The organism is Cupriavidus sp. 09_S30 (assembly GCF_056930435.1).
The window spans coordinates 1,186,158-1,213,006 of sequence record NZ_JBXOWI010000002.1 but is presented as its reverse complement, the minus strand read 5'-3'; the positions used below and the strand labels follow the sequence as shown (position 1 = coordinate 1,213,006).

The 26,849-nt window shown below is 62.3% G+C and carries 24 protein-coding genes; 19 read left to right on the top strand and 5 right to left on the bottom strand.

Annotation, left to right across the window (positions count from 1 at the left end):
- Positions 1-3: 3 nt before the first annotated feature.
- The 4 genes from AC1Z3O_RS25605 to AC1Z3O_RS25590 all read left to right on the top strand — a co-directional run bounded on the left by AC1Z3O_RS25605 (position 4) and on the right by AC1Z3O_RS25590 (position 4,072).
- Positions 4-1,527, top strand: a complete 1,524-nt coding sequence (locus AC1Z3O_RS25605) for a UxaA family hydrolase (protein WP_483518742.1) — start codon at positions 4-6, stop codon at positions 1,525-1,527.
- 58 nt (positions 1,528-1,585) lie between these two features.
- On the top strand, positions 1,586-2,365 hold the full coding sequence (garL, locus tag AC1Z3O_RS25600) for a 2-dehydro-3-deoxyglucarate aldolase (RefSeq protein WP_483518741.1): 780 nt from the start codon (positions 1,586-1,588) through the stop codon (positions 2,363-2,365).
- Positions 2,366-2,383: 18 nt separating this feature from the next.
- Complete coding sequence (locus AC1Z3O_RS25595) at positions 2,384-3,331, top strand: LysR family transcriptional regulator (protein WP_483518739.1); 948 nt, start codon at positions 2,384-2,386, stop codon at positions 3,329-3,331.
- 324 nt (positions 3,332-3,655) lie between these two features.
- Positions 3,656-4,072: a hypothetical protein gene (locus tag AC1Z3O_RS25590; RefSeq protein ID WP_483518737.1), complete on the top strand. Its 417-nt coding sequence runs from the start codon at positions 3,656-3,658 to the stop codon at positions 4,070-4,072.
- A 29-nt stretch (positions 4,073-4,101) separates the two neighbouring features.
- Here the strand turns inward: AC1Z3O_RS25590 and AC1Z3O_RS25585 are convergent, their stop codons facing one another.
- Complete coding sequence (locus AC1Z3O_RS25585; RefSeq protein WP_483518735.1) at positions 4,102-4,959, bottom strand: IclR family transcriptional regulator; 858 nt, start codon at positions 4,957-4,959, stop codon at positions 4,102-4,104.
- Positions 4,960-5,090: 131 nt separating this feature from the next.
- On the bottom strand, positions 5,091-5,891 hold the full coding sequence (locus AC1Z3O_RS25580) for an enoyl-CoA hydratase/isomerase family protein (RefSeq protein WP_483518733.1): 801 nt from the start codon (positions 5,889-5,891) through the stop codon (positions 5,091-5,093).
- Positions 5,892-6,338: 447 nt separating this feature from the next.
- On the opposite strand from AC1Z3O_RS25580, the gene AC1Z3O_RS25575 reads away from it, so the two are divergent.
- The 7 genes from AC1Z3O_RS25575 to AC1Z3O_RS25545 all read left to right on the top strand — a co-directional run bounded on the left by AC1Z3O_RS25575 (position 6,339) and on the right by AC1Z3O_RS25545 (position 15,463).
- Entirely contained in the window at positions 6,339-7,406 is a 1,068-nt protein-coding gene (locus tag AC1Z3O_RS25575; RefSeq protein ID WP_483518731.1) for an ABC transporter substrate-binding protein, read from the top strand.
- Positions 7,407-7,419: 13 nt separating this feature from the next.
- Positions 7,420-8,481 (top strand): ABC transporter ATP-binding protein, encoded by a 1,062-nt coding sequence (locus AC1Z3O_RS25570; RefSeq protein ID WP_483518729.1) that lies wholly within the window; start codon positions 7,420-7,422, stop codon positions 8,479-8,481.
- Between the two features lie 8 nt (positions 8,482-8,489).
- Complete coding sequence (locus AC1Z3O_RS25565; RefSeq protein ID WP_483518727.1) at positions 8,490-10,253, top strand: ABC transporter permease subunit; 1,764 nt, start codon at positions 8,490-8,492, stop codon at positions 10,251-10,253.
- Positions 10,250-11,773, top strand: coding sequence for a class I adenylate-forming enzyme family protein (locus AC1Z3O_RS25560; protein WP_483518725.1), 1,524 nt, complete (start codon positions 10,250-10,252; stop codon positions 11,771-11,773). The genes AC1Z3O_RS25565 and AC1Z3O_RS25560 overlap by 4 nt, the downstream gene beginning before the upstream one ends.
- Positions 11,774-11,820: 47 nt before the next feature.
- Positions 11,821-13,446, top strand: coding sequence for an L-glutamate gamma-semialdehyde dehydrogenase (gene pruA / locus AC1Z3O_RS25555; protein ID WP_483518723.1), 1,626 nt, complete (start codon positions 11,821-11,823; stop codon positions 13,444-13,446).
- Between the two features lie 77 nt (positions 13,447-13,523).
- Positions 13,524-14,495, top strand: a complete 972-nt coding sequence (locus AC1Z3O_RS25550) for a Bug family tripartite tricarboxylate transporter substrate binding protein (RefSeq protein ID WP_483518721.1) — start codon at positions 13,524-13,526, stop codon at positions 14,493-14,495.
- Positions 14,496-14,551: 56 nt separating this feature from the next.
- Complete coding sequence (locus AC1Z3O_RS25545; protein ID WP_483518719.1) at positions 14,552-15,463, top strand: hypothetical protein; 912 nt, start codon at positions 14,552-14,554, stop codon at positions 15,461-15,463.
- A gap of 351 nt (positions 15,464-15,814) precedes the next feature.
- Here AC1Z3O_RS25545 and AC1Z3O_RS25540 read toward each other — a convergent pair whose 3' ends face one another.
- Entirely contained in the window at positions 15,815-16,102 is a 288-nt protein-coding gene (locus AC1Z3O_RS25540) for a hypothetical protein (RefSeq protein WP_483518718.1), read from the bottom strand.
- 114 nt (positions 16,103-16,216) lie between these two features.
- Between AC1Z3O_RS25540 and ligD the strand changes: the two genes are divergently transcribed.
- The 3 genes from ligD to AC1Z3O_RS25525 all read left to right on the top strand — a co-directional run bounded on the left by ligD (position 16,217) and on the right by AC1Z3O_RS25525 (position 20,563).
- The gene (ligD, locus tag AC1Z3O_RS25535; protein WP_483518716.1) at positions 16,217-18,730 is read left to right on the top strand and encodes a DNA ligase D; all 2,514 of its coding nucleotides are present in this window, start codon (positions 16,217-16,219) and stop codon (positions 18,728-18,730) included.
- Positions 18,731-18,797: 67 nt separating this feature from the next.
- Positions 18,798-19,712 (top strand): non-homologous end joining protein Ku, encoded by a 915-nt coding sequence (gene ku, locus AC1Z3O_RS25530; RefSeq protein ID WP_483518714.1) that lies wholly within the window; start codon positions 18,798-18,800, stop codon positions 19,710-19,712.
- Positions 19,709-20,563, top strand: coding sequence for a tetratricopeptide repeat protein (locus AC1Z3O_RS25525; RefSeq protein WP_483518713.1), 855 nt, complete (start codon positions 19,709-19,711; stop codon positions 20,561-20,563). Before ku ends, AC1Z3O_RS25525 begins: the two co-directional genes overlap by 4 nt.
- A 312-nt stretch (positions 20,564-20,875) precedes the next feature.
- Here AC1Z3O_RS25525 and AC1Z3O_RS25520 read toward each other — a convergent pair whose 3' ends face one another.
- Positions 20,876-21,322 (bottom strand): hypothetical protein, encoded by a 447-nt coding sequence (locus tag AC1Z3O_RS25520; RefSeq protein WP_483518711.1) that lies wholly within the window; start codon positions 21,320-21,322, stop codon positions 20,876-20,878.
- A 378-nt stretch (positions 21,323-21,700) separates the two neighbouring features.
- On the opposite strand from AC1Z3O_RS25520, the gene AC1Z3O_RS25515 reads away from it, so the two are divergent.
- Both AC1Z3O_RS25515 and AC1Z3O_RS25510 read left to right on the top strand, forming a co-directional pair.
- Positions 21,701-22,015 carry a hypothetical protein gene (locus AC1Z3O_RS25515; RefSeq protein WP_483518710.1) on the top strand — a complete coding sequence of 105 codons (315 nt, stop codon included), beginning with the start codon at positions 21,701-21,703 and terminating at the stop codon, positions 22,013-22,015.
- Between the two features lie 177 nt (positions 22,016-22,192).
- On the top strand, positions 22,193-22,528 hold the full coding sequence (locus AC1Z3O_RS25510) for a GNAT family N-acetyltransferase (protein WP_483518708.1): 336 nt from the start codon (positions 22,193-22,195) through the stop codon (positions 22,526-22,528).
- A 187-nt stretch (positions 22,529-22,715) separates the two neighbouring features.
- On the opposite strand, the gene AC1Z3O_RS25505 is transcribed toward AC1Z3O_RS25510, so the two are convergent.
- A complete protein-coding gene (locus AC1Z3O_RS25505; protein WP_483518706.1) occupies positions 22,716-23,618 on the bottom strand; it encodes a LysR family transcriptional regulator in 903 nt (300 codons plus the stop codon).
- Between the two features lie 245 nt (positions 23,619-23,863).
- Between AC1Z3O_RS25505 and AC1Z3O_RS25500 the strand changes: the two genes are divergently transcribed.
- Genes AC1Z3O_RS25500 through AC1Z3O_RS25490 form a run of 3 tightly spaced genes read left to right on the top strand, consistent with a single transcriptional unit; the run spans position 23,864 to position 26,805 of the window.
- Positions 23,864-25,006 carry an alpha-hydroxy acid oxidase gene (locus tag AC1Z3O_RS25500; RefSeq protein WP_483521992.1) on the top strand — a complete coding sequence of 381 codons (1,143 nt, stop codon included), beginning with the start codon at positions 23,864-23,866 and terminating at the stop codon, positions 25,004-25,006.
- A 57-nt stretch (positions 25,007-25,063) separates the two neighbouring features.
- On the top strand, positions 25,064-25,741 hold the full coding sequence (locus AC1Z3O_RS25495; RefSeq protein ID WP_483518704.1) for an RraA family protein: 678 nt from the start codon (positions 25,064-25,066) through the stop codon (positions 25,739-25,741).
- Positions 25,738-26,805, top strand: coding sequence for a hydroxyacid dehydrogenase (locus AC1Z3O_RS25490; RefSeq protein WP_483518702.1), 1,068 nt, complete (start codon positions 25,738-25,740; stop codon positions 26,803-26,805). The genes AC1Z3O_RS25495 and AC1Z3O_RS25490 overlap by 4 nt, the downstream gene beginning before the upstream one ends.
- The last annotated feature ends 44 nt before the right edge of the window (positions 26,806-26,849 follow it).

Here is a 26,849-nt window from a genome sequence, read left to right as displayed (position 1 = left end):
CGCATGCCCACCCCCGTGATCCGCCTGCACGCCGGCGACAATGTGCTGATCGCCCGCACCGACCTGGCCATCGGCACGCCCGTGCCCGGTGCCGATTTCCACGTGCGCAGCCAGGTGCCGGCCGGCTACAAGATCGCGGCACGGCCGATACGCAAAGGCGAGCCGATCCTGAAGTACAACACCACGATCGGCTTCGCCAGCGCCGACATCACGCCCGGCAGCCTGGTCTCGGGGCACAACATCGCCTTCGAGGAATTCGAGCGCGACTATGCGCATGCGCGCGACTACGTCCCGGTGCCGCTGCTGCCGGCGCACGAGCGCGCCACCTTCGACGGCTATGTGCGCGACGACGGCCGCGTCGCCACGCGCAACTTCATCGGCGTGGTGGCCACGGTCAACTGCTCGGCCACGGTGGTGCACAAGATCGCCGAGTGGTTCACGCCCGAGCGGCTAGCCGGCTATCCGAACGTGGACGGGGTGGTGGCCTTCGCCCACAGCACCGGCTGCGGCATGGAGATGAGCGGCGAGCCGATGGCGCTGTTGCGCCGCACGCTGGCCGGCTATATGCGCCACCCCAACCTGGCGGCCGTGCTGGTGGTGGGACTGGGCTGCGAGCGCAACCAGGTAGCCGGCCTGCTCGAGGCCGAGGGCCTGCAGGCGGGGCCGCGCCTGGTGCCCTTCACCATGCAGGAGACCGGCGGCACGCGCAAGACCATCGAGGCCGGCGTGGCCGCCGTCAAGGCGCTGCTGCCCGAAGCCGACCGCGCCCGCCGCCAGCCGGTAAGCGCCGAGCACATCAGCGTGGGCCTGCAGTGCGGCGGCTCGGACAGTTTTTCCTCCATCACCGCCAATCCCGCGCTGGGCGCGGCGATGGACATCCTGGTGCGGCATGGCGGCACCGCCATCCTGTCCGAGACGCCGGAGATCTACGGGGTCGAGCACACGCTGACGCGCCGCGCCGCCAGCCGCGAGATCGGCGAGAAGCTGATCGAGCGCATCCGCTGGTGGAAGGAGATCTACGCCGCCGGGCGCGACGTGCAGATCAACGGCCGCGTGAGCCCCGGCAACCAGGCCGGCGGCCTGGCCAATATCTTCGAGAAGTCGCTGGGCTCGTCGATGAAGGGCGGCACCGGGCCGCTGATGGGCGTCTACCGCTACGCCGAGCCGATCACGCAGAAAGGCTTCGTCTTCATGGACTCCCCGGGCTTCGACCCGGTCTCGGCCACCGGCCAGATCGCCAGCGGCGCCAACCTCATTTGCTTCACTACCGGCCGCGGCTCCATGTTCGGTGCCAAACCCGTGCCCTCGCTCAAGCTCGCCACCAATTCGCCGATGTACCGGCGACTGGAGGAAGACATGGACATCAACTGCGGCGAGATCCTCGACGGCACCGCCACCATCGAGAGCATGGGCGAACGCATCTTTGCCGACATCCTGGCGACGGCATCGGGGCGGCGCAGCAAGAGCGAACTGCTGGGCCTGGGCGACCATGAGTTCGCACCCTGGCAGATCGGCATCACCGGCTAGGCTTCGGTTTCAGGCTTTCGGTGCCAGCACCCGCACGTTTTCAAGCACAGTAATTCTCATGCCTTCTACCCCCCCCTCCCCGCTGCCCAACCGCTTCCGCTCGGCCATCCTCGCGCGCCAGCGCCTGATCGGCTGCTGGTGCTCGCTGGCCAACCCCACCACCACCGAGATCCTCGGCCTGGCCGGCTTCGACTGGCTGCTGCTGGACGGCGAGCATGCGCCCAACGACGTGCTCAGCTTCGTGCCGCAACTGATGGCGCTGAAGGACAGCGTCAGCGCCCCCGTGGTGCGTCCGCCCGCCAACGATCCCATCCTGCTCAAACGCCTGCTCGATATCGGCTTCTATAACTTCCTGATCCCGATGGTGGAGAGCGCCGAGGAAGCCAGCCGCGCGGTGTCCGCCACGCGCTACCCGCCGCAGGGCACCCGCGGCGTCTCGATGGTCCAGCGCGGCAACCGCTACGGCACCGTCGCGGACTACTTCAAGCAGATCAACGACAACATCTGCGTGCTGGTCCAGATCGAAAGCCGCAAGGGCGTGGATGCGGCCGACGCGATCTGCGCGGTGGAAGGCGTGGACGGCATCTTCATCGGGCCTTCCGACCTCGCTGCCGCCTGCGGCCATCTGGGCGAGCCCAACCACCCCGACGTGCAGGCCGAGATGGCGCGCATCTTCGCAGCGGCAGACCGGGCGGGCAAGGCCGTGGGCATCCTCACGCCGGTCGAGGCAGAGGCGCGCCGCTACCTGGACATGGGCGCAGCCTTCGTCGCGGTCGGGCTGGACCAGAACCTCTTCCGCGATGCCACGCGGGCCCTGCGCGAGCGCTTCGCGTCGTAATGCGGGCCTGATACGCGCATGGGCACCCCTCCCTCCGCGCTGAACTCGGACGATCTCGCCTGCTTCGTCTGCGTCGCCAGCACCCAGAGCATCTCGCGGGCCGCGCTGGAGCTCGGCGCCGACCAGTCCACCATCAGCCGGCAGATCGCCCGGCTGGAGGCTGCGCTGGACACGCGCCTGTTCCATCGCAGCGGCCGCGGCGTCGTGCTGACCGAAGCCGGGCAGACCTTGCTCGGCTATGCGCGGCAAGTCGCCACCACGCTGGCCGAGGCGCGCGAGGCCATCCGCGCTTCCTCGGCCAAGGGGCCCGCCCAGCTCGTGATCGCCGCGCAACCGACCATCGCCAACACCGCATTCGCCGCCATCGGCACCGCGCTGAAACTGCGCTTCCCCGCCACCAAGGTGCGCTTCGTCGAAGGACTGGCCAGCCCGCTGCTGGCCTGGCTGGCGGCCGGCGAGATCGACGTGGCGCTGCTCTACCTTCCCGAACAGCAGGGCGCGCTCAAGGTGGACATCCTTCTTGAAGAAGACCTGACCCTGGTCACGCCCACGTCCTGGAGCCACCTGGGCCCCACCTTCCCCGTGCGCCGCCTGGCCGAAGTGCCCCTGATCCTGCCCAGCACCGGCCACGGCCTGCGCGTGCTAGCCGAAGGGCTGGCTGCGCGCCATGGCAGCACGCTGCAGCTGGCGATGGAATGCGATGCCTCCAACACCGTATCGATGCGGCTGGTGGAAGACGGCTGCGGCGCCACGCTGCTGCCATTCGCCGCCGTGGCAGACCGCGTGGCCCAAGGCCGCCTGCACTCGGCACGGCTGGTCGACCCGGTGGTCACGCGCCAGGTAGCGCTGGCCACCGCGCGCAATCGGCCGCCGGTGCCCGAGCTATGGGACATCACGCAGACGGTTCGGCAGTCGGTGCGCAATACCGTGATGTCGGGCGCCTGGCCCGGCGCGCGGCTGGTCTAGCGAGGGAAAAAGGAGCTGCCGGGCGGTTATTCTGAAGGCAGCGAGCGATGCAGCCTGCCGCCGATGCGGCACACCCTGCCAGCCAGATCTCGCTTTCCCCCCGCAGCCTTCAGGCTGACGCCTGGCCGCGGCGAAGCCGCGTTTGAGGAGGGGGCGCGCAGCTTGGCCGTTAATTGAGAAATTTCCTCTGGACAAGCGCCGTGCTGGAGGCAGTTCATTTGCGCGCCCGCCGGGATAATCCTGACGCCCTCGAGTATCGACTTTTCGAGTCCGGCTTCCGACGCAAAATCTTCGTCGACGAGAATGGGCGTTGCATATCGCCCCTTGACACTCGACACAACCGCGGCCGAGCAACTGCGCGACGTGCCACCGGTACGCTACGAAGACACGATCACACAATATGCGATTGGTTGGCGACGCAATGCGGCAAAGACTGGCGCTGCCGCTTTCCCGCATTTCTGGCCTATCCAGTGGCACTTTTCGATTACGCCGCCAAGGATCGCTTCTTGGCATAGTGCGGTGGCGCCGGGGCGCTTTTGCTCTTGGGCTTTGAAACCGGGCGCGGCCACCGCCGCACTCGGTTTTTTTGACTACCGGCCGCAGGGCGGAACGGTTTGCATCAACGGACCGGACATATGCGTGCTGCCTTTACCTGGCGACCAACCTGCCAAACGGCTGGCAATTCGGGAACCGTCCGCATGGGGCTTCCTAGTTTCCGCGCGACAGGTTGACTCGAAATGATGTGAACGGCGAAGAATGTCCCCCGCTACTCATCCACGACTGGAGATGGCTCGCCCGGCCGCAATGAGCAGAGAGGAGATACGCCGTTCGTCCTCCGCACCGGTCCAGCGGGCCCGGGATACCGCCACGTTGATGGCGCCACGCGGGCGACCGTCTGCGCCGACGATCGGCACGGCCGTGGCAATGTCGCCGATGTACATTTCGTCCTCGGTATGCGCGTAGCCCTGCTGGCGAAAGACCTCCAGCCGTGCCAGGATGGCCTCCGGATCCGTCACGGTGTACTTCGTAAATCGAGCGAGGCTGGATCTGGCGAGAATGTCGCGCACTTCGTCATCGGGAAGGGCGCTGAGGATGGCCAGCCCCGACGATGTGCAGTAAGCGGGCAGTCGCGATCCCACGATAACTTCCGGCGTCAGCACGTGCCGGCTCACAAAGCGCTGCACGAAGACGACCTCGGTGCCGTCCAGCAGCGTCAGGTTGACCGTCTCCTCCGTTTCCACCGAGAGCTGCTGCAGAAAGGGCGTGGCCAGTCCGACCAGTTCGTTGGCACCAATGAACTGGTAGGCAAAATCCAGCATGCGCGGGGAGAGTTCGTACAGCTTCGTGGCCGGATCGCGGCGCAGCAGATTCAGTTGCGTGAGCGTGAAGGTGAAACGCTGCGCCGCGCTCATGTCGAGATCCGCGAGCGTTGCGATCTGCGTCATCGATAGTTCGCGTCGCTTGGCGTTGAACACATTCAGGACGCGCAGCGCCTTTTCCACCGAGTTGACGAAAAGCGTGGACTCCTCCGGATTGGCGCTCTCCCCTCCCCGTTTTTCCGCGGGTGCGTCGCGCGAGTCAACTGCCGGCCGGCCGCGTGTTCTCTTGACTGGGGTAACGGTACTCATGGCGTTTGCGGGATGATCCAACGGGACAACGCGCTAGTTTAATACGATCGCCTCGTTCACTGTCGGACAGGGCGACCAGCCAGGGGCCGCCGGCGCACGCATCCAGCCATGCGTGCCGGCGGCATCCAAGGTCAGGCTCGCGCGGCGTCTTGCGGCGCGGCATGGCCTCGGGCGCGGAAGAATGCCTCCATCATCCGTGCCGGTTCGCCGCTCGCGTACGATTCCTTGTGAAGGCGGATCGCTGCGTCGATCGTCTCCTCGAACGAGGCCTGGGACATCTCCCGGAAGCGCTGCTTGTCGAGCCGCAGCGCGACCGGCGGCTTGGCCGCGAGCTCGCGCGCAATCTCCATGGCACGCGGCAACACCTGCGGCGCCTCCACCAGATGGTGGATCAGGCCAAGGCGACCGGCCTCCTCCGCATCCATCAGGCGGCCGGTCAGCGTCAGTTCGATGGTCCGCGACATGCCCAGCATCGCGTGCATGATCCAAGGACCGGTCACGCTGGCAATACCGGAGTTGATTTCCGGCTGCCCCATGCGTACGCCGGGATGCCCCACCCGGATGTCGCCCAGCAGCGTCACCTGGAACGCCGACCCAGCAGCCGTTCCATTCAGTGCCATCACCAGCGGCTTCGTCAGGGCGCGCAAGACCCCGTAGAAGTACTCCCACGAGCGGATCCATGTCTCGGCGGAGGAGACATCGAAGCCATGCGCCTCTTCCAGGTCCTGGCCTGCCGAGAAGGCCCGGTCGCCCGCACCGGTCATGACCATCGCCCGGATGGCCGGATCCGCGTCGAATGCCTGCAGGGTTTCAATGATCTCGAGGCGCATGGCGCCATGCCAGGCGTTCAGCTTCTCCGGGCGATTCAGCCGGATCAGGCCCACGCCGCCTTCGTGCCGCTCAACTTCAATGAACTTCGGTGTCTTGACCATCTCTTTATCTCCATTCGATATTTGTTTGGTGCCATTCAATATACGGCCAGCGCGACCTATTGACAAGAAGATTCTGCTCGATCGGAACCTGCCTGGCGCTGATGCGCAATGATCATGGCATCGTCAGGTACGCATCACCAGCACACGAATACCGCGCTCATATCAAAAATTTATCCTTATAAAACAACTACTTTATTGCCTACTCGCGGGCCTACTCATCGCTGAACCGCAAGGTGGCTGGAGCCCACGCAGCGGCCTCGTCCCGGGAAGTCTCCGTCGGCTTTCACCTAGTGTTTTCCCTAGAACTCTTGCAAACCGCCAGATCATAGATCTATATTTCACTTCACTATACTTTTATTTCATTGCAATTGCAGACCGGCGAAGAGATACGATCTCTGCGCCAGGCTGCTGCGATTCCAATCCCTCACTTATTCTGGAGAGCGCATCTTGAAACAACCTGCCTACCCAAGCCGCCGCCGGTTCCTCTCATCAGCGGGCTCAGTCGGCGCAGCGACCCTCGGCGCCTGCCTGCTGCCTGCGTTCGCGCAGACCCGGCAGATCGTCGTCGCGGATCCTGGCGGTCCCTACACGGCTGCCTATCGCAAGGCCTTCTACGACCCGTTCGAGAAGGCAACGGGCATCAAGGTGATCAACGTTGCGCGCGAGGCGCAGCCCGTGGCCCAGTTGACCGCGCTGGTGCAGACCCGCAACTACGTCTGGGACGTCACCACGCTGACGCTGTCGGCCGACATTCCATACCTCGAATCCAAAGGCTTGCTGGAGCCCATCGGGTTCAAGCCGGCGGACGTGCCTGGCCTGATGCCGCAGGCAATCACCGCAAACTGGCTCGGGGTCGATATCTACGCCGCCGTGCTGGCCTATCGCACCGACAAGCTGGGAGAACCCGGCCCGGCCTCGTGGGCCGACTTCTGGGACGTCAAGAAATTCCCGGGACGCCGCTCCCTGCGTCGCAGTCCGATCGAGACGCTGGAGCAGGCCCTGCTCGCCGACGGCGTTCCGCTGGCGCAGTTGTATCCGCTCGATGTCGACCGGGCATTCCGCAGCCTCGACCGCATCAAGAAACACGTCAGCCTCTGGTGGACCTCCGGCGCGCAGGCGATGCAGGCCATCCAGAACGGCGACGTCGACATGATCGCGACCTGGAACGGCCGCGCGCAGGCCGCCATCGACAACGGCGCACCTGTGAAGATCGTCTGGAACCAGGGCCTCTACTCCATCGAAGGCTGGGGCATTCCGAAGGGCACGCCACGTGCGGACCTGGCGCGGCAGTTCGTCCGCTTCTGCGCGGATGCCGCACGGCAATCCGGCTTCACCGACACGCTGGCCTACGGGCCAACCAACCTCAAGGCGTTCGAAGCGATCGACCCGAATCGCGCCTCCATCCTGCCCAGCGCGCCGCAGAACCTGCGCGCCATGGCCCTGCCGAGTCCTGACTGGTGGAGCAAGAACCGCCAGGCCGTGACCGAGCGCTTCAATGCCTGGATCGTGTCCTGAAGTGGAGAGCGTCATGAGCTACAAACTCGAAACCATCGGGATAAGCAAGCGCTACGGCAACACCACCGCGCTGGCGCCCACCAACCTGCAGGTCAAGGCGGGCGAATTCCTGACGCTGCTGGGCCCCTCTGGCTCCGGCAAGACCACGCTGCTGCAGATGATTTCCGGCCTCGTGCCGCCCAGCGGCGGCAAGCTTCTGATCGACGGCGCCGATGCCACCGCCGCTCCTCCCGGCAAGCGTGGCATCGGCATGGTGTTCCAGAACTACGCGCTGTTCCCGCATATGACCGTGTGGGAAAACGTCGCCTACGGCCTGCGCATGCGCCGCACGTCGCCCGACGAACTGAAGCGCGCCGTGGCCGCGGCGCTGGCGATGGTCAGGATGGACGACTACGCGCACCGCTATCCGCGCGAACTGTCGGGCGGACAGCAACAGCGGATCGCGCTGGCCCGCTGCTTCGCCTATCGCCCGTCGGTGATCCTGCTCGACGAGCCGCTTGGCGCGCTCGACAAGAAGCTGCGCGAGCACATGCAGCTCGAGATCCGCCATCTGCACGCGGAACTGAAGGCCACCTTCATCTACGTGACGCACGACCAGGATGAAGCTCTGACCATGTCCGACCGCATCTGCCTGATGAACCAGGCCCGCGTCGAACAGATCGGCACGCCATCCGATCTCTACGATCGGCCGGCGACCTGCTTCGCCGCCGGCTTCATCGGCCATTCAAACCTGCTTGACGGGCAGATCGAGACCGGCCTCGACGGCCTGCGCGCCTTCCGCACGTCTAAGCAAAGGCTCCCGCTCTCCGGCGACGGGCAGCACGACGCCGCGCCGGACGGCAAGGCGTGGCTGCTGGTGCGCCCGGAAGCCGTCGAGCTGACGCCACGAGGCCAGGGCCTGCTCGACGGAACCATTGCCGAACTCATCTTCCTCGGGGCAGAGACCCGCGCCATTGTCGCGCTGGAACACGACCGGCGTGTCAGCGTGCGCTGCAGCCGGCGCCTGAGCCCCCGCGTCGGCGACCAGGTCGGCCTGCATTGGGACATGCAGGGCGCGACCCTGCTGCAACGATGAGGCACGCCATGATGCAAGATCAAACCATGCGGGCTCGCCGCCCGACCGACGCATTGCCACGGCTGCCATGGCCGTCCCGGAACTGGCTGCCGGCGCTGCCGGCCCTTGTGTTCCTGCTGGCGTTTTTTCTCCTCCCGGTGGCGGAGATCCTGCGGGGCGGCTTCACCTCGGCGGAAGGCGAGTGGACGACCGCGCAGCTTTCGCGGATCGCAGCGTCGCCGGTTTACGCGAAGGTGTTGTGGTCGACGTTCTGGATCTCCGGCCTGACAGCCGTGCTTTGCGTGGTCGCCGGCTACCCCATCGCCTACCTGCTCAGCCGGCTCGGTGCCAAGTCGCGTGACCGCTGGCTGCTGTGGATCATGCTGCCGTTCTGGACGAGCTATCTCGTCAAGACGTATGCCTGGATGCTCCTGCTGTCCAAGAGCGGTACGCTGACGCTGGTGGCCGGGGCCCTCGGGCTGGTCGCGGACGGCTCCAGCATCGTGCCATCCCTGGCGGGCGTGCTGGTGGGCATGGTGCACGCGCTGCTGCCGCTGGCCGTGCTGACGATGCTGCCGATCATGCAGGGGATTCAGAGCCAGCTGGGCCAGGCCGCCGAGACCCTCGGCGCGGGGCGCGCAACGGGCTTTTTCACGGTGTTCCTGCCGCTGTCCGCACCCGGCATCGCTGCCGCCGGCCTGCTGGTGTTCATCACGACGCTGGGCTTCTTCATCGTGCCGTCCCTGCTGGGCTCCCCCCGCGAAACCATGATCGCCCAGCTCGTGATCTCCTCGGTGCTGGAGTTGTTCGACCTGCGCCTCGCCGGCGCGCTGTCGACGGTACTGTTGCTGTGCTCGATCGTCGTGTTCTACGTCTACGATCGCCTGGCCGGCCTGACTTCCCTAGCAGGCGAAGCGCCGCGCCGCCGCGGTTCGGCCTCGGTTGGCCGGCTGATGGGCCTGCTGATCATGCTGGGCCTGCTGGCAGACCCGCTGGCCGGCACGACAGCGCGCACCAGGGCGGCAGCGCCGCTGCGACTCTACGCGCTCGCCGTGGTCGCGCTGCTGGTCCTGCCGGTGGCCGTCGTCATCCCGATCGCGTTCTCGCGCACCGCCTTTGTCACACTGCCGCCCCAGCTATTCAGCCTGCAATGGTTCGAGGCCTTCGTGTCGTCGCCGGTCTGGCAGGCCGCCCTTGCGCGCTCCCTGGCGGTCGGATTCAGCACGGCCTTGCTGGCGCTGACGCTCGGCTTCGGTGCGACCTATGCCCTGACGCGGCTCCCGTCGCGGTGGACTAAACCGCTGTTCGCCATGTTCATCGCCCCGCTGATCGTGCCGCGGATCGTGGTGGCGATCGGGCTGCTCTACTTGTTCGCACGGTTCGGCTTGACCGGCACGGACCTCGGCCTGGTGATCGGCCATACGGTCCTGGCGGTGCCGTACGTGGTCGTCACGCTGTCGGCGGGCTTCAAGCGTTTCGACTGGCGACTCGCCGACGCCGCGCAGATCCTCGGCGCCTCGCCGTGGGCGCGGCTGCGCACCGTGGTGCTGCCGCTCATGACGCCCAGCCTAGTGTCCGCGTTCCTGTTTGCATTCGTGGTGTCGTTCGACGACCTGACTGTAGCGATCTTCGTCAGCGGCGGCATCAACACCACCCTGCCTAAGCAAATGTGGGACGACATCCAGCTTGCCGTCACGCCGACATTGGCGGCGGTCTCCACGGCGCTGATCGTGATCGTGGCGCTCGTGATCACAGCTTCTTCGTACCTAAAATCCAGAATCGACCAACCATGAATCCGCTTCACAAGTACTTCCCGCAGCGCGTCACCGACGACGCGACCGATATCGTGCCGATCCTCCGGGAGGGCCTGCGCCACGAACCTGAACGTATCGTCTTCGCGTTCGAAGGCGACGCTGTCACCCGGGGCATGCTATGCGAGCGCGTCGGCGCGCTGCAGCATTGGCTGGCCGGCCGCGGACTGCGCCAGGGCGACCACGTGGCGGTCATGTTGTCGAACTCGGCGGACCACGTTGCTCTGATCTATGCGCTCATCTTGTCTGGCCTGGTCTGGATCCCCATCAACACCAGGCTGCGTGCCGCCGGCCTGCAGTACATGCTGCACCACGCCGCGCCGAGCCTTCTCATAACCGAGGCGGCATTCAGCGAGGCCATTGCCGAAGCTGCACGGGAAGGGGTGCCATGCGTGCCGTTGGCACAGATCGGCGGCGCCGCGCAGCCGACGCCGCTTGTCGATGTACCCGTCGCCCACGGGGACCCGCTTTGCATCATCTATACATCCGGCACGACCGGCGCGCCCAAGGGCGTCGTGTTCACGCACCGGATGATGCGGATCGCCAGCGAAGCTGTCCTTCGGGTAGCGAACGTCCGCGCGGGCGACCGCCTCCTCGTGTGGGAACCGCTGTGCCACATCGGTGGTGCGCAGATGCTGATGGTCCCATTCCTCGAACGGGCGGAACTGCACCTGGTAGCGCGCTTCTCCGCATCCCGCTTCTGGCCGCAATGGGAGGCTGCCAAGGCCACCCACCTGCATTACCTGGGGGGCATCCTCGACATCCTGATGCAGAACACGCTGCCAGCCGATGCCCGCATTCCTGTGGCATGGGGCGCCGGCGTGGCCGGCGGCCATTGGGAGGCAATCCGCGCGCGCCTGCGGTGCGAAATCCGCGAGTGCTACGGCATGACAGAGTGTTCGAGCTTCGCGACGCTCAACGAATTGGGAAAGCCCGGCTCGATCGGACGCCCCCTGCCATGGCTGCGTGTCGACCTGCTTGGGGAGGACGGCCAGCCGGTCGCGCCGGGCAAGATCGGCGAGATCGTCCTGTCCAGCGACATCGAGGGGGCATTCCTGCCGCGCTACCTGGACAACCCCGAAGCGACGCATGGTGCGTTGCGCGACGGCCGCCTGCATACGGGCGACACCGCGCGGCAGGATGCAGACGGCGACCTCTTCTTCGTCGGCCGCCGTACCGACAGCATGCGCGTGCGCGGCGAGAACGTCTCGGCGTGGGAGGTCGAGCGGGTATTCGCCGACCATCCGGCCATCCATTCCTCGGCCGCCGTGGGCGTGGCTACCGATGTCGGCGAGCAAGAGATCCTGCTCTACGTGAAGTTCAACGACGGGCACAACGTCGACTGGGGCGACCTGGTCGCCTGGGCCCGCCCCCGCCTGGCGAGCTACCAGTTGCCCCGCTATTTCCAGCACACCGATCGCTTCGAGCTGACCCCGAGCGAGCGCATCCGTAAGCACCTTCTTTCCCGTGACGTCAGCACCGCGTGGAAACGCACGCACTGAAGCCTTACCGTCTGCGCAGACCCCATTTCCAACAGGAACGAACAACCATGTCGGCAATCCATCCTCTTCCCAACGCCACCAATGAAGCCTTGCTCTCTTACGCGCCTGCCAGCCCGGAGCGGGTCGCACTGGCCGCCGAACTGAAGGTCCAGCAGGGCCGTGTCCTCGACATTCCCGCGGTCGCCGGCGGCGAGCGCATCGCCAGCGGCAACACCAGCGACGTGCTCGCGCCGCACGCACACGCGAACCTGCTCGGCCGGGTCCACAACGCGGACACCGCCACGATCCAGGCGGCCATCGACAGCGCCATCGCGGCCCAGCGCGACTGGAGCCGCGCCACGCTGGCCGAACGCTCTGCCGTGTTCCTCAAGGCCGCCGATCTGCTCTCCGGCCCCTGGCGCGCAAGGCTGAACGCGGCGACGATGCTCGGCCAGAGCAAGACGGCGTACCAGGCGGAGATCGACTCGGCCTGCGAGCTCATCGACTTCCTGCGCTTCAACGTTCAGTTCGCGCACGAGCTGGCCAACGGCCAGCCGATCTCGTCGCCGGGCATGCGCAACCACCTCGAATACCGCCCGCTGGAAGGCTTCGTCTACGCCGTGACACCGTTCAATTTCACGGCCATCGGCGGCAATCTCGCCATCGCGCCCGCGCTGATGGGCAACACGGTGGTATGGAAGCCGGCGGCCACGGCATCGCTGTCGAACTACCTGTTCATGGAACTGCTCGAAGCCGCCGGCCTGCCCAGGGGCGTGATCAACTTCTTGCCGGGCGATCCGGTGGCGGTCAGCAGCGCCGTGCTCGCGCGGCCGGAACTGGCCGGCATCCACTTCACCGGTTCGACGGCGGTATTCGACAAGCTCTGGACCGAAGTCGGCCGCAACGTGTCGCGTTACCGCAGCTATCCCCGCCTTGTCGGCGAAACCGGTGGCAAGGACTTTGTGCTGGCGCATCCCTCGGCAGACGTCGAGGCGCTGGCCGTGGCGCTGCTGCGCGGTGCATTCGAGTATCAAGGGCAGAAATGCAGCGCCGCGTCGCGGGCATATGTGCCGGCCAGCCTGTGGCCGAGGCTGCGCGAGAGGCTGGTGGCGCTGGTTGAGACGATCCGAATGGGGGACGTGACCGACTTCACGAACTTCATGGGGGCAGTGATCGACCGCCGGTCCTTCGACCGCCTCCACGCTCACCTGCAGCGTGCCGCCAAGGACAGCGCCGTCCGGATCCTTGCCGGCGGCAGCGCGGACGACAGCGTCGGCTACTTCATCGAGCCGACCGTGCTTGAGGTCGACAACCCGCGACATGTGCTGATGGAAACCGAACTGTTCGGCCCTGTGCTCAGCGTCTATGTCTATGCGGACAAGCAATGGCCGGACGTCCTGAAGCTCGTCGATAGTACGAGCCCCTACGCGCTGACCGGCGCCGTCTTCGCCGCGGATCGTACGGCGATTGCGCAGGCTTCCGACGGGCTCCGTTTTGCAGCCGGCAACTTCTATATCAACGACAAGCCCACTGGTGCCGTGGTCGGCCAGCAGCCCTTCGGTGGCGCGCGCCGCAGTGGTACCAACGACAAGGCTGGCTCCCCGTTGAACCTGCTGCGCTGGGTTTCACCGCGCACGGTCAAGGAAACGTTCGTGCCGCCGAAGGATTACAAGTATGCCCATATGGCGGCCTGAAGAAGCTATCAGAGATATGGTGGCGGAAGAATGGAAATTTGCGATCCCATCCATCCAATCCTCAATACTTAATTACCATGAAAACTATTAGGTTGCTCACGGCATTCTCTGTTGCCGCTCTTCTTTCCACATCAGTTTTAGCGGGAAGCACTCAATACCCGGGACATGTCATCCGCTTGATTGTTCCATTTCCTGCGGGTGGCGGCACGGACACAGCGGCCCGCCAGATGGCAGAACTCTTGACGAATAGATTGAAGACAGACGTGATCGTAGATAACCGCCCGGGCGCGGGTGGAAGCATTGGCGCCCTCAGTGCAGCCAAGGCTGCGCCAGATGGTTATACGCTACTGGTAGGCACAGTCGGCACACAGATCGTGAACAAGATAATGTTCCCGACCACTGGCTTAGATCCAGAGAAGGACTTTGTTCCCATTGGCTGGTTCTCAAGCGTACCGAACGTCCTGGTTGTCTCTTCCGCATCGCAATATCGCAGCGTGCAGGATCTAATTGCCGCTGCAAAAGCAAAACCCAATGGCCTCATTTATGGGTCAGGTGGCACTGGGTCCACGCCGCATCTTGCCGTCGAACTACTGAAGGATCTAACCGGGATTCGTCTGACCCACGTGCCATACAAGGGAAGCGCGCCTGCGTTGGTTGATCTGATTGGAGGACAGGTCGACTTCGCGATTGATAATCTATCAGCGGCAAAACCCATGATTGAAGGCGGAAAACTGCGCGCCCTTGCCGTAACAACAAAGACCCGCCTCAAGTCATATCCTAATATTCCAACGCTTTCCGAGATGCCGGGGCTTTCCTCTTATGAGGCAGTAGGCTGGACCGGGCTTTTTGCCCCGAAGGGTACTGACCAAAAGATTGTAGAAATTCTTTCGCGAGCGATGTCCTCTTCCGCCAATGCGGACGAGTGGAAACGACGTGTCGAAAACACAGGCGCGTCCTTCGTCGGAGCCGGATCAGAAAAATTTTCCGAGTTCTTGAAGGTTGAAAGATCGCGTTGGCTCCCAATTGCAGAAAGATCCGCCCAACCATAGACTACTTTTTCTCGTGGGGCGCATTGGCGCGCCCCCACGAATCGACGGCCTCAATCATGAATATTAGAAACGTACTTCACAAGATTATCGTCGAGCGAGCGAATGGCGGCATTGTCATGCCGCCGAAACAATCTATCTATATCAGCCAAGGCCACTTCTTCCAATCGCTGATTGCCTCTTCAAAATCGTACGGCATTGCAATCTGCAAATGGATTGGGCTAGCACCATCTTCTGATACCAACGGCAGCCAACAAACGCATTCAACCATACTCGTATCCGAACTATCCTCGGGTCGACCACTAGAGGTACTGAATGGCGATGAAATAACAATCGAGCGAACAGTTGCACTATCGCTTGCAGCATTTGAGCTCAGTAGGCGCCCCCCTCCGGAGATAATCGGATTCGTAGGAGGCGGCCGTCAGGCTGTCGCGCATTTGCGCGCTCTTCTTGATCTCTATCCAACGATCCAGATGGTTTGTCTATACGAGCCACGCCCCCGCGGAAGAGACTACTTCATCGATCTCTGCGCCGCCAAGAATATTGAATGCCATGCAAACTCCACTCCAGAATTTATATTAAAATATAGCCAGTTAATCATTAGCAGTGTATCCGGCACATCCGAAAATCTAAATTTCTTGGATGCTCGCTTGACCAGGGAAGACGTTTTCGTTTCCGCAGTAGATCTTGGGCGCTCATGGGATTCTCGCGCCATTGTGTCGGCGAAATTTAATATGATAACGGACGACCTGCCTCAGACTCAGGCGCTGATCGAACGTAATGCATTTCCTCTGCCATTAGGGTTCAATTTCGACCTTCCATCGCTGGCAGTAGGTGCCTCGACACCCAAAACCGGTCGGGTTATGTTCGCTTTTGCGGGCGCGGCGTATGCGGATCTCGCGGGTGTCATCGCACGTAGAAATTACAATGACAGATACACCGCTTTGCCTCCATTGCATACACGGTTCTGATCGTCAGCACGCCGAACCTTGAAGCTGTCCGGCCCCAGCGACGCCCGGCTGCTGGCTGTCCTGGCGGGCCATCCCAAGGTGCAAAGGCACGCGACCGAACCCAAAGGTGGTCTGAATTATGAGAACCCAGGCGACCACCCTTGGCACACCCGCACAAAACCCCTTTCAATTCAGTAATTTATAAAAAACAAGAGTTCGACCACTTACTATTGAATATGTGTAAATTCGGACACCATTTGGTTCAATGCCCCCACAAAAACGCGCCACACCTCAAATTGGCTCTTCCTCAATTTGAATGACCGCGACTTCGGAGTACCTTTTACTTCGACAGCAAATAGTGAATATTGAAAGTCATACAATCAGGTTTACAAATTGATATGGCATAGACCCGCTTCGACTGATCGTTAATGTAAAAGGCAGGTTTAGCGATTTGACCGTGCAAATTGCGCCCAGAGCGGAGCCAGGCACCTCATATATTTCATAGGTCTTTCCGTCGCTCGCCACGCCCAGGCTGCCATTGCCGTCTGCCGTAACGAAGACCCGAACCCTATTGATGTCCTGCCCCTTCACAGTAACGCTGAAGGTGTCGATGGGCGAAGTGGGTGTAGTGGAACCGGTAAGTTGCGCGGGACTTGGCATGGAAGCTCTCCAAATAAGTGGCGTGCCGCTCCGTTCCGGGGACGGGACCGCGCCGCGCCCTTCGGTGAGCATCGGCCCATTAGCGCCGCTCCTGGACTCGCCATAGACTAGGTCATGGTCGCCCGCTCCGACAAGACTCGCCCCCCGCTTGCTCACTATCAAGAGAGGCGTGACTTCCGTGTCACAACCGAGCCTGCACCCCAGCTTTCCGGCCTTTCGACACCAGACAAATGTCTCGCTTTCGTCATCCAGAAGCACTGGGCAGGCCGGCTGCACTATGACTTTCGCCTTGAGCTGGATGGAGTCCTCCTGTCCTGGGCCGTGCCCAAGGGGCCGAGCTATGACCCCCAGGAAAAACGGATGGCCATCCACGTCGAAGACCATCCAATCGAGTATGCGAATTTTGAAGGCACCATTCCACCCAAACAGTATGGCGCTGGCACGGTGCTCGTATGGGACCGTGGCACGTGGGAGCCGGCAGGCGACCCACGCGCGGGAGTCAGAGATGGAAAGCTGGTTTTCAAGCTTCACGGCGAAAAGCTCGCCGGCGCATGGGAGCTGGTGCGCATCTCGAAGTCCGAAGACAAGCAAGACCAGTGGCTGCTTTTCAAGAAGCGCGATGAGTGGGCCCAATCCCTTGCCGAATATGACGTCATCAAAGCACTGCCGGACAGTGTGATCGAGAAGCCCCTTGGCTTGATCGAGGAACGCGAACCCAAATCCGGCCCTCGGCCTTCGCTTGAGGCACGCCCGGAAATCGACCTCACCCTTGCAGTGGCCGCCGAGCTGCCGACAAAGCTCGAGCCGCAACTCGCAACTCTCGCGGCGTCCCTGCCAAAGGGGGACGATTGGATAGTCGAGACGAAGTTCGATGGCTACCGCCTGCTGACACGGCTAGACAACGGCCGTGTCACGCTCTTCACTCGCGGCGGCCACGATTGGACCAGCAAGCTGAAGGGCCTGGCAGCCGAATTGAAAAGCCTGAGCGTCTCGAGCGCTTGGCTCGACGGTGAAATAGTTGTGCTCAAGGATGGCCTGCCAGACTTCAGTGCTTTGCAAAATGCCATCGACTCGGCGCGCCATGAGAGCATCATTTACTTCCTCTTCGATGTCGTCTACCTGGATGGGAAGGACTTGCGCAGAGTGCCCCTGAACTCCCGGCGGGCGCTTCTGGAGATGCTCATTGGCGAGTCCACCGCGCGGATTCGAATCAGCCAGCATTTCGACGCGCCACCGGCGCAGGTCTTTCAGGCTGCATCCCAACTTGGGATGGAAGGCTTGATTTTTAAACGCCGCGACGCCCCTTACGTCTCCACAAGGACTCAGACATGGCTGAAGGCGAAATGCAGACTTCGGCAAGAGTTCGTCATCTGCGGCTTCATTGACCGAAGCGCATCGCCCCAGGAAGTTGGCAGCTTGCTGCTGGGCTATCACGTTGGGGGCAAGCTCCGCTATGCCGGTAATGTCGGCACAGGTTGGGATGCAAAGACCGGCTGCGACCTGTGGACCCGCTTGACCGCGCTTGAGGTTCCTTCCGCACCGTTTGACGCAAGAACCGTCAAGCCCGGGCGCTGGTCGAAGCGCGCGGCGGGCAGCGAACATTGGGTCCAGCCAACGCTGGTGGCAGAGGTTGCCTTCGCCGAGTGGACTCCCGACGGTCATGTGCGACAAGCGTCTTTCAAAGGATTGCGCTCTGACAAGCCGGCAAGCGACATCCACCGCGAAGCCATCGAGACATTAGCTTCAAAACCTGCGGCACACTCCGTCAAGGTCAGCAATCCCGACCGGGTCATCGACCCGTCAACCGGGCTCACTAAACTCGACCTGGTCCGCTACTACGAAAGCGTTGCTGAGTGGATGCTGCCCCACCTCGCAGGCCGGCCACTCTCCTTAGTGAGGGCGCCCGACGGCATCGCGGGAGAATTGTTCTATCAGAAGCACCCGGAGACCAGGATGCCAGGGCTCAAGGAACATGACCAGAGCCTGTGGCCTGGGCACCCGGCCTTGCTGTCAGTCGACACCCTTGATGCACTTGTGTCGGCGGCACAGATGAATGTTGTGGAATTCCACACCTGGAACTCGACGGTCAAGCGCCTCGACAAGCCCGACAGGGTCATCTTCGACCTTGACCCGGGCGAAGATTTGAAGTGGCAACACATGCAGGAGGCGGCGCTCCTTGTCCATACGCTGCTGACCGAGCTTGGCCTCAAGGCATGGCTGAAGACCAGCGGCGGCAAGGGGCTGCACATTGTGGTGCCACTGACGCCAAGGCTCGATTACGACACCGTGAAAGGTTTCTCTCGAGCCTTCGTCCAGCACATCGCCAAAACCATCCCCCAGCGGTTTTCGGCAACGGCGGGGCCGGCGCACCGCAAGGGAAAAGTGTTTGTCGACTATCTTCGCAACGGCCTTGGCCAGACAACCGTCGCGGCGTTCTCTGCCCGCGCAAGGCCTGGCATGGCGGTGTCAATGCCCGTGTCGTGGGAGCAACTGATGTCGCTCAAAAGTGGCGCGCAGTGGACAGTCGTGACGGCACGCGAGTACCTCAGCTTCCAGACAGGGGACCCCTGGCATGAGTATTGGTCGACGCGACAGACTTTGACGACTGCATCGAAACGGCTAAGCTGACTCCAAGGCACTGTGATGAGTGGCTGCCCAGTTTCCCGCCTCGCCGACCTCCTGTATGGAGGATTTCATGCCCGCACGTTCCATCGCATCGTTGTCCCTTTCCTTCGGCCTGGTCTCCATTCCGGTCAAGCTATACACCGCCACTGAGAGCGAGAGCGCCGTCAAGTTCAACTACATGTGCAAGGACGGCTCCCGCGCCAAGCAACAGTACATTTCGGAGAAGACCGGTCAAGTGGTTGAGCGTGCTGACCTGCAGAAGGGCTACGAGTTTGATAAGGACCGCTATGTCCTGTTCTCGCCGGATGAGCTGAAAGCGCTGGAGGAAAGCGCAAGCCATGTGGTCGAAATCGTGGCGTTCATTCCGGAGAAGACGGTCGACCCACTGTTCTACGACAAGGCGTACTTCGTCGCGCCCGACAAGCGGGGCGGCAAGCCCTACAACTTGCTCAAAGAAGCCATGCAGAAGAGTGGCCGCTGCGCGCTGGCAAAGTGGGCGTCAAAGGGCAAGACGCATATGGTGCAGATTCGTCCGGAAGAGGACGGCTTGGTGTTTCAGCAGTTGCTGTTCTCTGACGAAGTTCGGTCGATCAAAGACTTGCACATCGAACAGGTTGATGTCTCTGACGCCGAGTTGAAACTGGCGCTGCAAATCATCGACCAGGCGGCAGAGGACAGCTACGACCCAGCGCAATACGAAGACGAAGAGAAGAAGCGCATCCTTCAGGCCATCGACGCGAAGATTGCGGGCAAACAGATTGTCTCGCCCGAGCAGGTCGAGGTATCGACAAGTGGCCAAGTGATCGACCTGATGGAAGCGTTGCGGGCAAGCTTGACCAAGGGTGGCAGCAAAGCCAAGCCACCAGCGGCCAAGGCCAAAGCGCCTGTCGAAGAAGTCGCAGACCTTGGATCGAAGGAGCGCAAGGGCGTGAAGCGCGCGGCAAAAGTCGATGAAGCTCCATCGCGAGTACGAGCTCGGAAGTGACGGGCCCCAATTCAGAGCATCACTACTCTCTACGCAGCCTTCAGTCTTTACTCGGCGTGTCCCGTAGAGTTGTGACCGGCTTGATCGAGGCCGGCTTCGTCAGCCCAAGCCGTGGCCCCAGGAACGAACTCCGCTTCACGTTTCAAGATGCCGTGCTGCTGCGCACGGCTTATCAACTGCAAGCGGCGAACATATCGTCGAGCAAGATTGTTCGCTCCCTGGCCAGTTTGCGAGCAAAGCTGCCCGGGGACTTGCCGCTGACGGGAATTCGTATCTCAGCAGTCGGCAACACGATTACCGTGCGATCGGGGCCCGACCAGTGGGAAGCCGATTCCGGGCAATTGTTGCTTGACTTCGAGGTAGCCCCGCTTCGTGGTGCTGTGGCGTTTCTCGACAGCGCGCCTGACAGTGCAACAAGTCGGCGGCAGGGAGAGGAATGGTTCGCACTCGCGGAGCAGTTGGCCGTGTCCGACCCGCAAGGTTCAGCACATGCCTATCGGAGAGCATTGGAATTGTCGACCGTGCCACACTACGAGGCTTACACAAATTTGGGCGTCCTGCTGGTTGAAAACGGCCGATGTGCGGAGGCGTTGAATGTGTTCGACATAGCCTTGGAACACTTCCCGGCCGATTGCTTGCTCCATTTCAACCGGGCCGTGGTATTGGAAGAACTTTCTCGCGATGCAGACGCTGCAAGCGGCTACAGAAAATGTCTAAAGCTGAATCCAGGCTACGCCGATGCCCACTTCAACCTGGCCCGTTTGAGTGAACTGCGCGGCGACAAACAAGCTGCTGTGCGGCACTACAATGCGTACCGCCGGCTCTGCAGCAATACTTTCTCTTCGGCCTAGTCTTCATCTCCATGGTGCCAATGGTGTTCGTGGTGTCTGTAGCCCCCATACCCGTACGGACCATAATATCCACCATAGTACCCGCCATCGTACGGCGCCACGACGCACCCGCCGAGCAAGGTAGATGCGGCTATGAGCAATGCGAGAATGGCTTTCATGGCGCGACCTTCATTCTTGAATAAGTACGGAGAGGCCAAGCGGCCCTACAAGCAACTGGCCCTCTTGCCCTCTCCACAAGGCTCCTGCACTCGCGCTTCGTCGCAATGGCTTCCGCCTCTGCGACTGCCCCCCGAACGTTTGAGGGGGAGCGGCTTACTGCTTCTTCGTCTTATCTACGTTGGCGGTGGCAACAGCCTTCGTTGTGCCCGACTGCGCCTCCGGCTTGGCGACATCCGCCTTGACCTTCGCTTGGTCGGCATCGCTCTTCACGTCCTTCGCTTTAGCGGCCTCGGTATTGGTAGCCCCCATCTTGCTTGCCTTGTGTTGGGCACCCTTGGCTGCAGACTTGTTGGCGTCGGCTTTCGCGCCGGCCTTCTCTTGGCCCGCGTTGGCTTTAGCCTTCGCTACGTCGGATTGCGTCCCGACACTCTTCTTGTTCTTGTCGGCTTTTGCCTGCGTAACGCTCTTTTCCTTGACGACCTTTACCTGGTCCTTCGTCGCCTCGGCTTGCGGCTGAGTCGCGGAAGCTGGGACACCAGTCTGCGCGAAAACCGTACCGACGAGGGCTGCAGAGGCGAGAGCAGCGAACAGCTTCTTCATGACGTGAACTCCTGAGGAATTTTTGGAAGCTCGGCAATGCGCCGTGCTTACAGGCAAAAACGGTACTGTCTCGAACCGAGTTGACGCCGAACTCGTGACAATCCGTAAGATTTGAAACACGCAAGCCGAAGCCGCGAGCATGCGCGGGTGCGCCTCCGCCCTTGACACGGCTCTTCGCCCTTTCGGAAGTCATCCAACCTCAGGTCCGCGCTGAAGATGCTCGCTTGCCCTCGGTTCCCTTTTTGGGGCCCGCAAAGTCCAGTCGGACGCCTGGCGGCTCGATGTCGCGTTACAGAAAGTCACCACTGTGCAAGTCCGCTAATACACCGTCGAACCATGTTGACCTAGAGTCCCTGCAAGAGAAAAAAGGAGAAAATCATGCGAAAGGCCGCAGCGCTCTTGCTTCTGGTCGGCGTTACCGCGCTTGGCTCCAACATGGCTGAGGCGCGGGTGGACGTCGGTATCGGTATTGGCATCCCTGTGCAAGCGGTTGTCGCCCCGCCGCCGGTCTACTACGAGCCAGCCCCCGTGGTCGTTCAGCCAGCGCCCGTGGTAGCGGCTCCGGCTTACTATGACGACTGGCGGGCCCGCGCCTGGAGAGAGCGCGAATGGCGCGAGCAGCGATGGAGGGAGCATGAATGGCGGGAGCGCCGGCGCGAATGGCGGCGCTGGCATGACGACTACGACAACTAGAATACGCGGGCGCCAGGCGCGTGGGGAACAGTTGGAACGCCGAGGCGCTCGTCATCAATCATTGGATCTACAGGTAATACCATGAGGCCGCGTCATGCGACCAACGCAGACCTTCGTGATGTGGAAGCATTGCTTCGGTCGTGCTCACTACCCGTCGGCGGGATACGCAGCGAGGCAGTGCAATTTCATATCAGCCGGGACAAGACGGGCCTCCTCGGCTGCGCCGGCATTGAGGTGTTCGGTGACACGGTCGGCCTGTTGCGAGGGGTCGCTGTCGCCCAGCGCGCGAGGCGGGCGGGGCTCGCCTCTCTTCTGGTTTCCGCACTGGTCGCCGATGTCCGCTTGCGTGGCATCGATACTCTGGTTGTGGGAACCAAGGCGGCGGCCGGCTATTTTTCCCGCCTTGGATTCACACCTGTTGACCGTGTTGCCGTCCCTCCGGAATTACTGGCTTCCCGTGAATTCGCTAATGCCCGTATCAGTGATACGCCTCTACTGAAGGCTGAGCTCTAGCCACACGCCACAGCACGACACCACCTGCCCGGAAGAACACGGCCGGCTTGGCGATAAGGTGATTTGATTCGGACATCAACTGCACGCAGAAGGGCTCAGCATTCATTTGGGCCACTCGTCCGGCCAGTCAAAGCACTGGGCCTTTGCATAGCGTAGCGACTGTGCTCCGATGTTGCTGACGCTGTGCCTAGACGAAACAACGCGGAGCTTGGAAGTCGATTGCGCCTCGGATTATCTCGCGCATCGCCAGAATCAAAGGCCGAGTGTCATCACGACGCCATTGCACGACATAGTGGAGCGGCTCCAGCGCGTCGCTATCCGGCAGAATTTGCAGTGCACCCCGTTCGGCAAGCGCGTCAGCCCACAACCTCGGAACGAATCCGAAACCAAGCCCTTCAACCAGCATTCCAACGACCGCACCCCAGCTATTGCACATCAAACGCCGGCCGACCATAAGTCCACGGCGAGCCAGCCATTGGTCGAGCACCCGTGTCCCCCCCGCACCAACGGGGAGCGTCAGCAATGTCTGCTCTCCCATGAGCACCCGCGGGTCATCAGTGGCAGCCAATTCGAGGAACGACTGGCTAGCGACCCACGCAAAATCCACCTGACCAATCCGCTCGGCTGCCAAGCTGCTCCGGGTCGACGGCCCTGCGAGTACCCCAATATCCAGTTCCCCGTCATGGAGACGCTGCTCCAGGACCTGGCCAATATCGACATGGGGCTCCAGCAACAGGCCCGGGTGGCGTGACGACACTTCGCGCACGAGCTTCGGCAACCAAGTTAGCCCGCTCAATTCCCCCAATCCAATACGGCATCGTCCAATCAAGCCATGACGCTGCCCCGCCGATTGCCGCAGCTCCGCGGCGGCGTGCAGCATCGCGCGAATCTGCGGCAGCATCTGCTCGCCCTGGGCGGTCAGCTCGGCGCTTCGCCCACTGCGATCGAACAACTCCACACCCAGAGACGCTTCAAGTTCGGCAATCCGTTTGGAGAGCGATGAAACGGAAAGGTGGACTCGTTCCGCAGCCACCGTGAAGTTGACGCAAGTTGCCGCCCAGTAGAAAGCCTCGAGTTGCTTGAGAGTCATGGCGTTTCCCATCGGTCGACTGCCGATACTTTCCTAAAAGCGAAATTATATCTTCATTATTTTTCGCTTTTTTCATTGCGTCCGGGTTGCTAGATTTGCTCCAAACCATAGCAATTGATTCCATGTCAGCCGCTCCCATCGACGACGCCGCACAGACTTCAGCACTTCAAGCCGGTGGTAAAGAGACGGTTGGAGCAGCTTTGACAGCACATAGTGGGCAGGAGCCCGCCTGGCTCAGGCAGCAGGTGCTGTCGCTGAAGGACTTCGAGCCTTTGGCTCGCAAGCGTTTGCCCAAGCCGCTGTACGCCTACGTAAGCGGCGCGGTCGAGGACAACATCTCCCTGAGCCAAAACCGAAGGTCGTTCGAGGAAATCGCGCTGCGACCACGCGTGCTGGTGGGAGTGTCCACTCGCGACCTGAGCTTTAGCTTATTTGGCCATCAATACGCCGCGCCGTTCGGTCTGGCCCCGATGGGCATCTCCGCGCTATTCGCATACCACGGGGACATCATCATGGCACAGGCAGCCTGCCAGGCCTCCGTACCGGCAATCATGAGCGGTTCGTCACTGATTCGGCTCGAAGAGGTTATGGAAACCGCTCCCGGGACTTGGTTCCAGGCCTACCTGCCCGGTGACATGCGCCATATCGAGGGCCTGCTGGCGCGCGTTGAAGCGGCTCGAGTCGAGACGCTCGTCATCACGGTGGACACGCCCGTGGCGGGCAACCGCGAAAACAACGTGCGCGCGGGCTTCTCAACGCCGCTGCGGCCCAGCGCAGCCCTTGCCTGGCAAGGAATCACCCATCCGCGCTGGCTGCTTGGAACCTTCGCCCGGACCCTGCTGCGCCATGGTGTGCCGCACTTCGAAAACGCCTACGCCCATCGTGGCGCACCCATTGTCTCGCGCAACGTCGAGCGGGATTTCTCCGACCGCGCCCATTTCGCATGGGACCACCTGGCCACCATCCGTCGCCGCTGGCGTGGGCAGCTCGTCGTCAAGGGCATCCTGACTGCAGAAGATGCGCGCCTTTCTCATCAGCATGGCGTGGACGGAATCATCGTTTCGAACCACGGTGGTAGGCAGCTTGATGGCGCCATTGCGCCAATGCGTGCCCTTCCTGAGATCGTCGAAGCCGTCCCGCAACTGCCCGTGATGCTCGACAGCGGCGTGCGTCGCGGCACCGATGTCATCAAAGCGCTCGCCCTCGGTGCCCGATGCGTATTTATCGGACGACCCTTCGCCTATGCGGCGGCAGTCGGTTCCCGCCATGGCATTGCACATGGCATCAGCTTGATGCAAGCCGAGATTTCTCGCGACCTGGCCATGCTGGGCATAACCCGAGTTACGGATGTTGATGCGCATTGCATCCAGCGCCCTCTTCTGAATTAAGTTGCAACTGCCAAATCATTCCAACAGGCCACTCACAGGCACACAGGAGCCCGAACGATGACCTCGCCGCATGGCTTTCGCATTCATCCACATCCCACACACACCGTCAGTTCCTCGCTGATGGAACGGTACAGGCATTTCCCAGTCGCCAATGTCAGCGACGCGATGAGCCGCACGACTGGAACCAGTCGGCTGCGCCCGTTTCATCGTCGCGACGGCAACCTGGTCGGACGAGCGCTTACCGTTCGCACGCGTCCCGGTGACAACCTCATGGTCCACAAAGCGATTGACCTCTCGGGCCCCGGCGACGTTATCGTGGTGGACGCAGGTGGCGAGGGACCCAATGCAATCATTGGCGAGATTATGCTTGCACTCGCAATCTCGCGCGGAGCAGCCGGCTTTGTCATCGATGGCTTGATTCGCGACAGTGACACGATTGGCAAGGAGCCCCTGCCGGTTTACGCACGCGGCGTCTCGCACCGTGGCCCCTATAAGGACGGCCCGGGTGAACTGCACGTACCGGTCTGCATCGACGGCATGGTGGTCCGGCCTGGCGACCTGATTATCGGTGATGGTGATGGATTGCTAGTCGTTCCCGCCGAAGAAGCCGAAGCGATTGCGGTCCGCGTGGAAGAGGTGCAGCGAATCGAAGCCGGAATTCTAGAATCGATTGCACAGGGTCGCGCGGACCGCACTTGGGTGGACCGCTCGCTGACTGACAAGGGTGTACTGTGAGCGAGTCCATCACAAAAACTCAAAGTCAGCGCCAGGTGGTGCGCTTCGACCACTGGCTCGACCCAGCTTTTAATCGCATTGTGAGCGAGGCACCCGGCGTCAGCCTGCACACATGCCAGCGCGAAGGCGCAGACGACGAGGCATGGGCACGCCTGTCCCAGGCGCACGTGTACCAGATTTCAGCCGCCAAGGACGAATTGCCCCGCCGCTGGTTCGCGACCGTGGAGTTGCTCGCGCGTTGCCCGAATCTCCTTGCGGTGTCATCAAGCGGGTCTGGGTGCGACACGATTGATATCGATGCTTGCACGGCAGCAGGCGTCGCCGTGATGAACCAGGCCGGCGGCAATGCTGATTCTGTTGCCGAGATGGCGATGGGATTGATGTTATCCGTGATGCGACGCATAGCCGAATCCGACCGTCGCATGAGAACGCATAGCACCGGCAGCCGCGAAGACCTGATGGGCCACGAACTCCGTGGACGCACGCTAGGTCTGGTCGGCGTCGGTCATGCGGGAAGCCGTACGGCAGCACTCGGCCGCGCTTTCGGCATGCGCGTGATTGGATGTGACCCCTTTCTCGATAGTGAGGAGATGGGCAAGCGAGGAGCGGAGCTCGTCTCTTTCGACGAGTTGCTGCGCTCAGCCGACATCGTGTCTTTGCACTGCCCACGCGACGCCAGCACCTTGGGGATGATGAATGCCGAGGCCTTCGCGGCAATGCATCCCGGAAGTATCTTCGTCAGTACCGCTCGTGGCGGCATTCACGATGAGGCCGCCCTGTACGGAGCGTTGTCCAGCGGCCACCTCGCCGGAGCCGGTTTGGACGTCTGGGACCGGGAACCTCCTCCTCCAGGCCATCCGCTCCTGACCCTCGAGAACGTCGTAGCCACCTTCCACACGGCGGGAGTTACGCATGACGCCCGTCGCAGAAACGCTACGCTGGCCGCTACGCAAATTGTGGAGCTGCTCGCCACAGGCGAGAAGCCCGAGCGCCTTGTGAATCCCGAAGTCTGGCCCAGAGCGAGACAACGAATGGAGGCCGCTTTGTTCGCTGCCGCAGACTGACTTAGCAATCGCCACAACAATACGCCGGCTTCATGAGGGCCGGT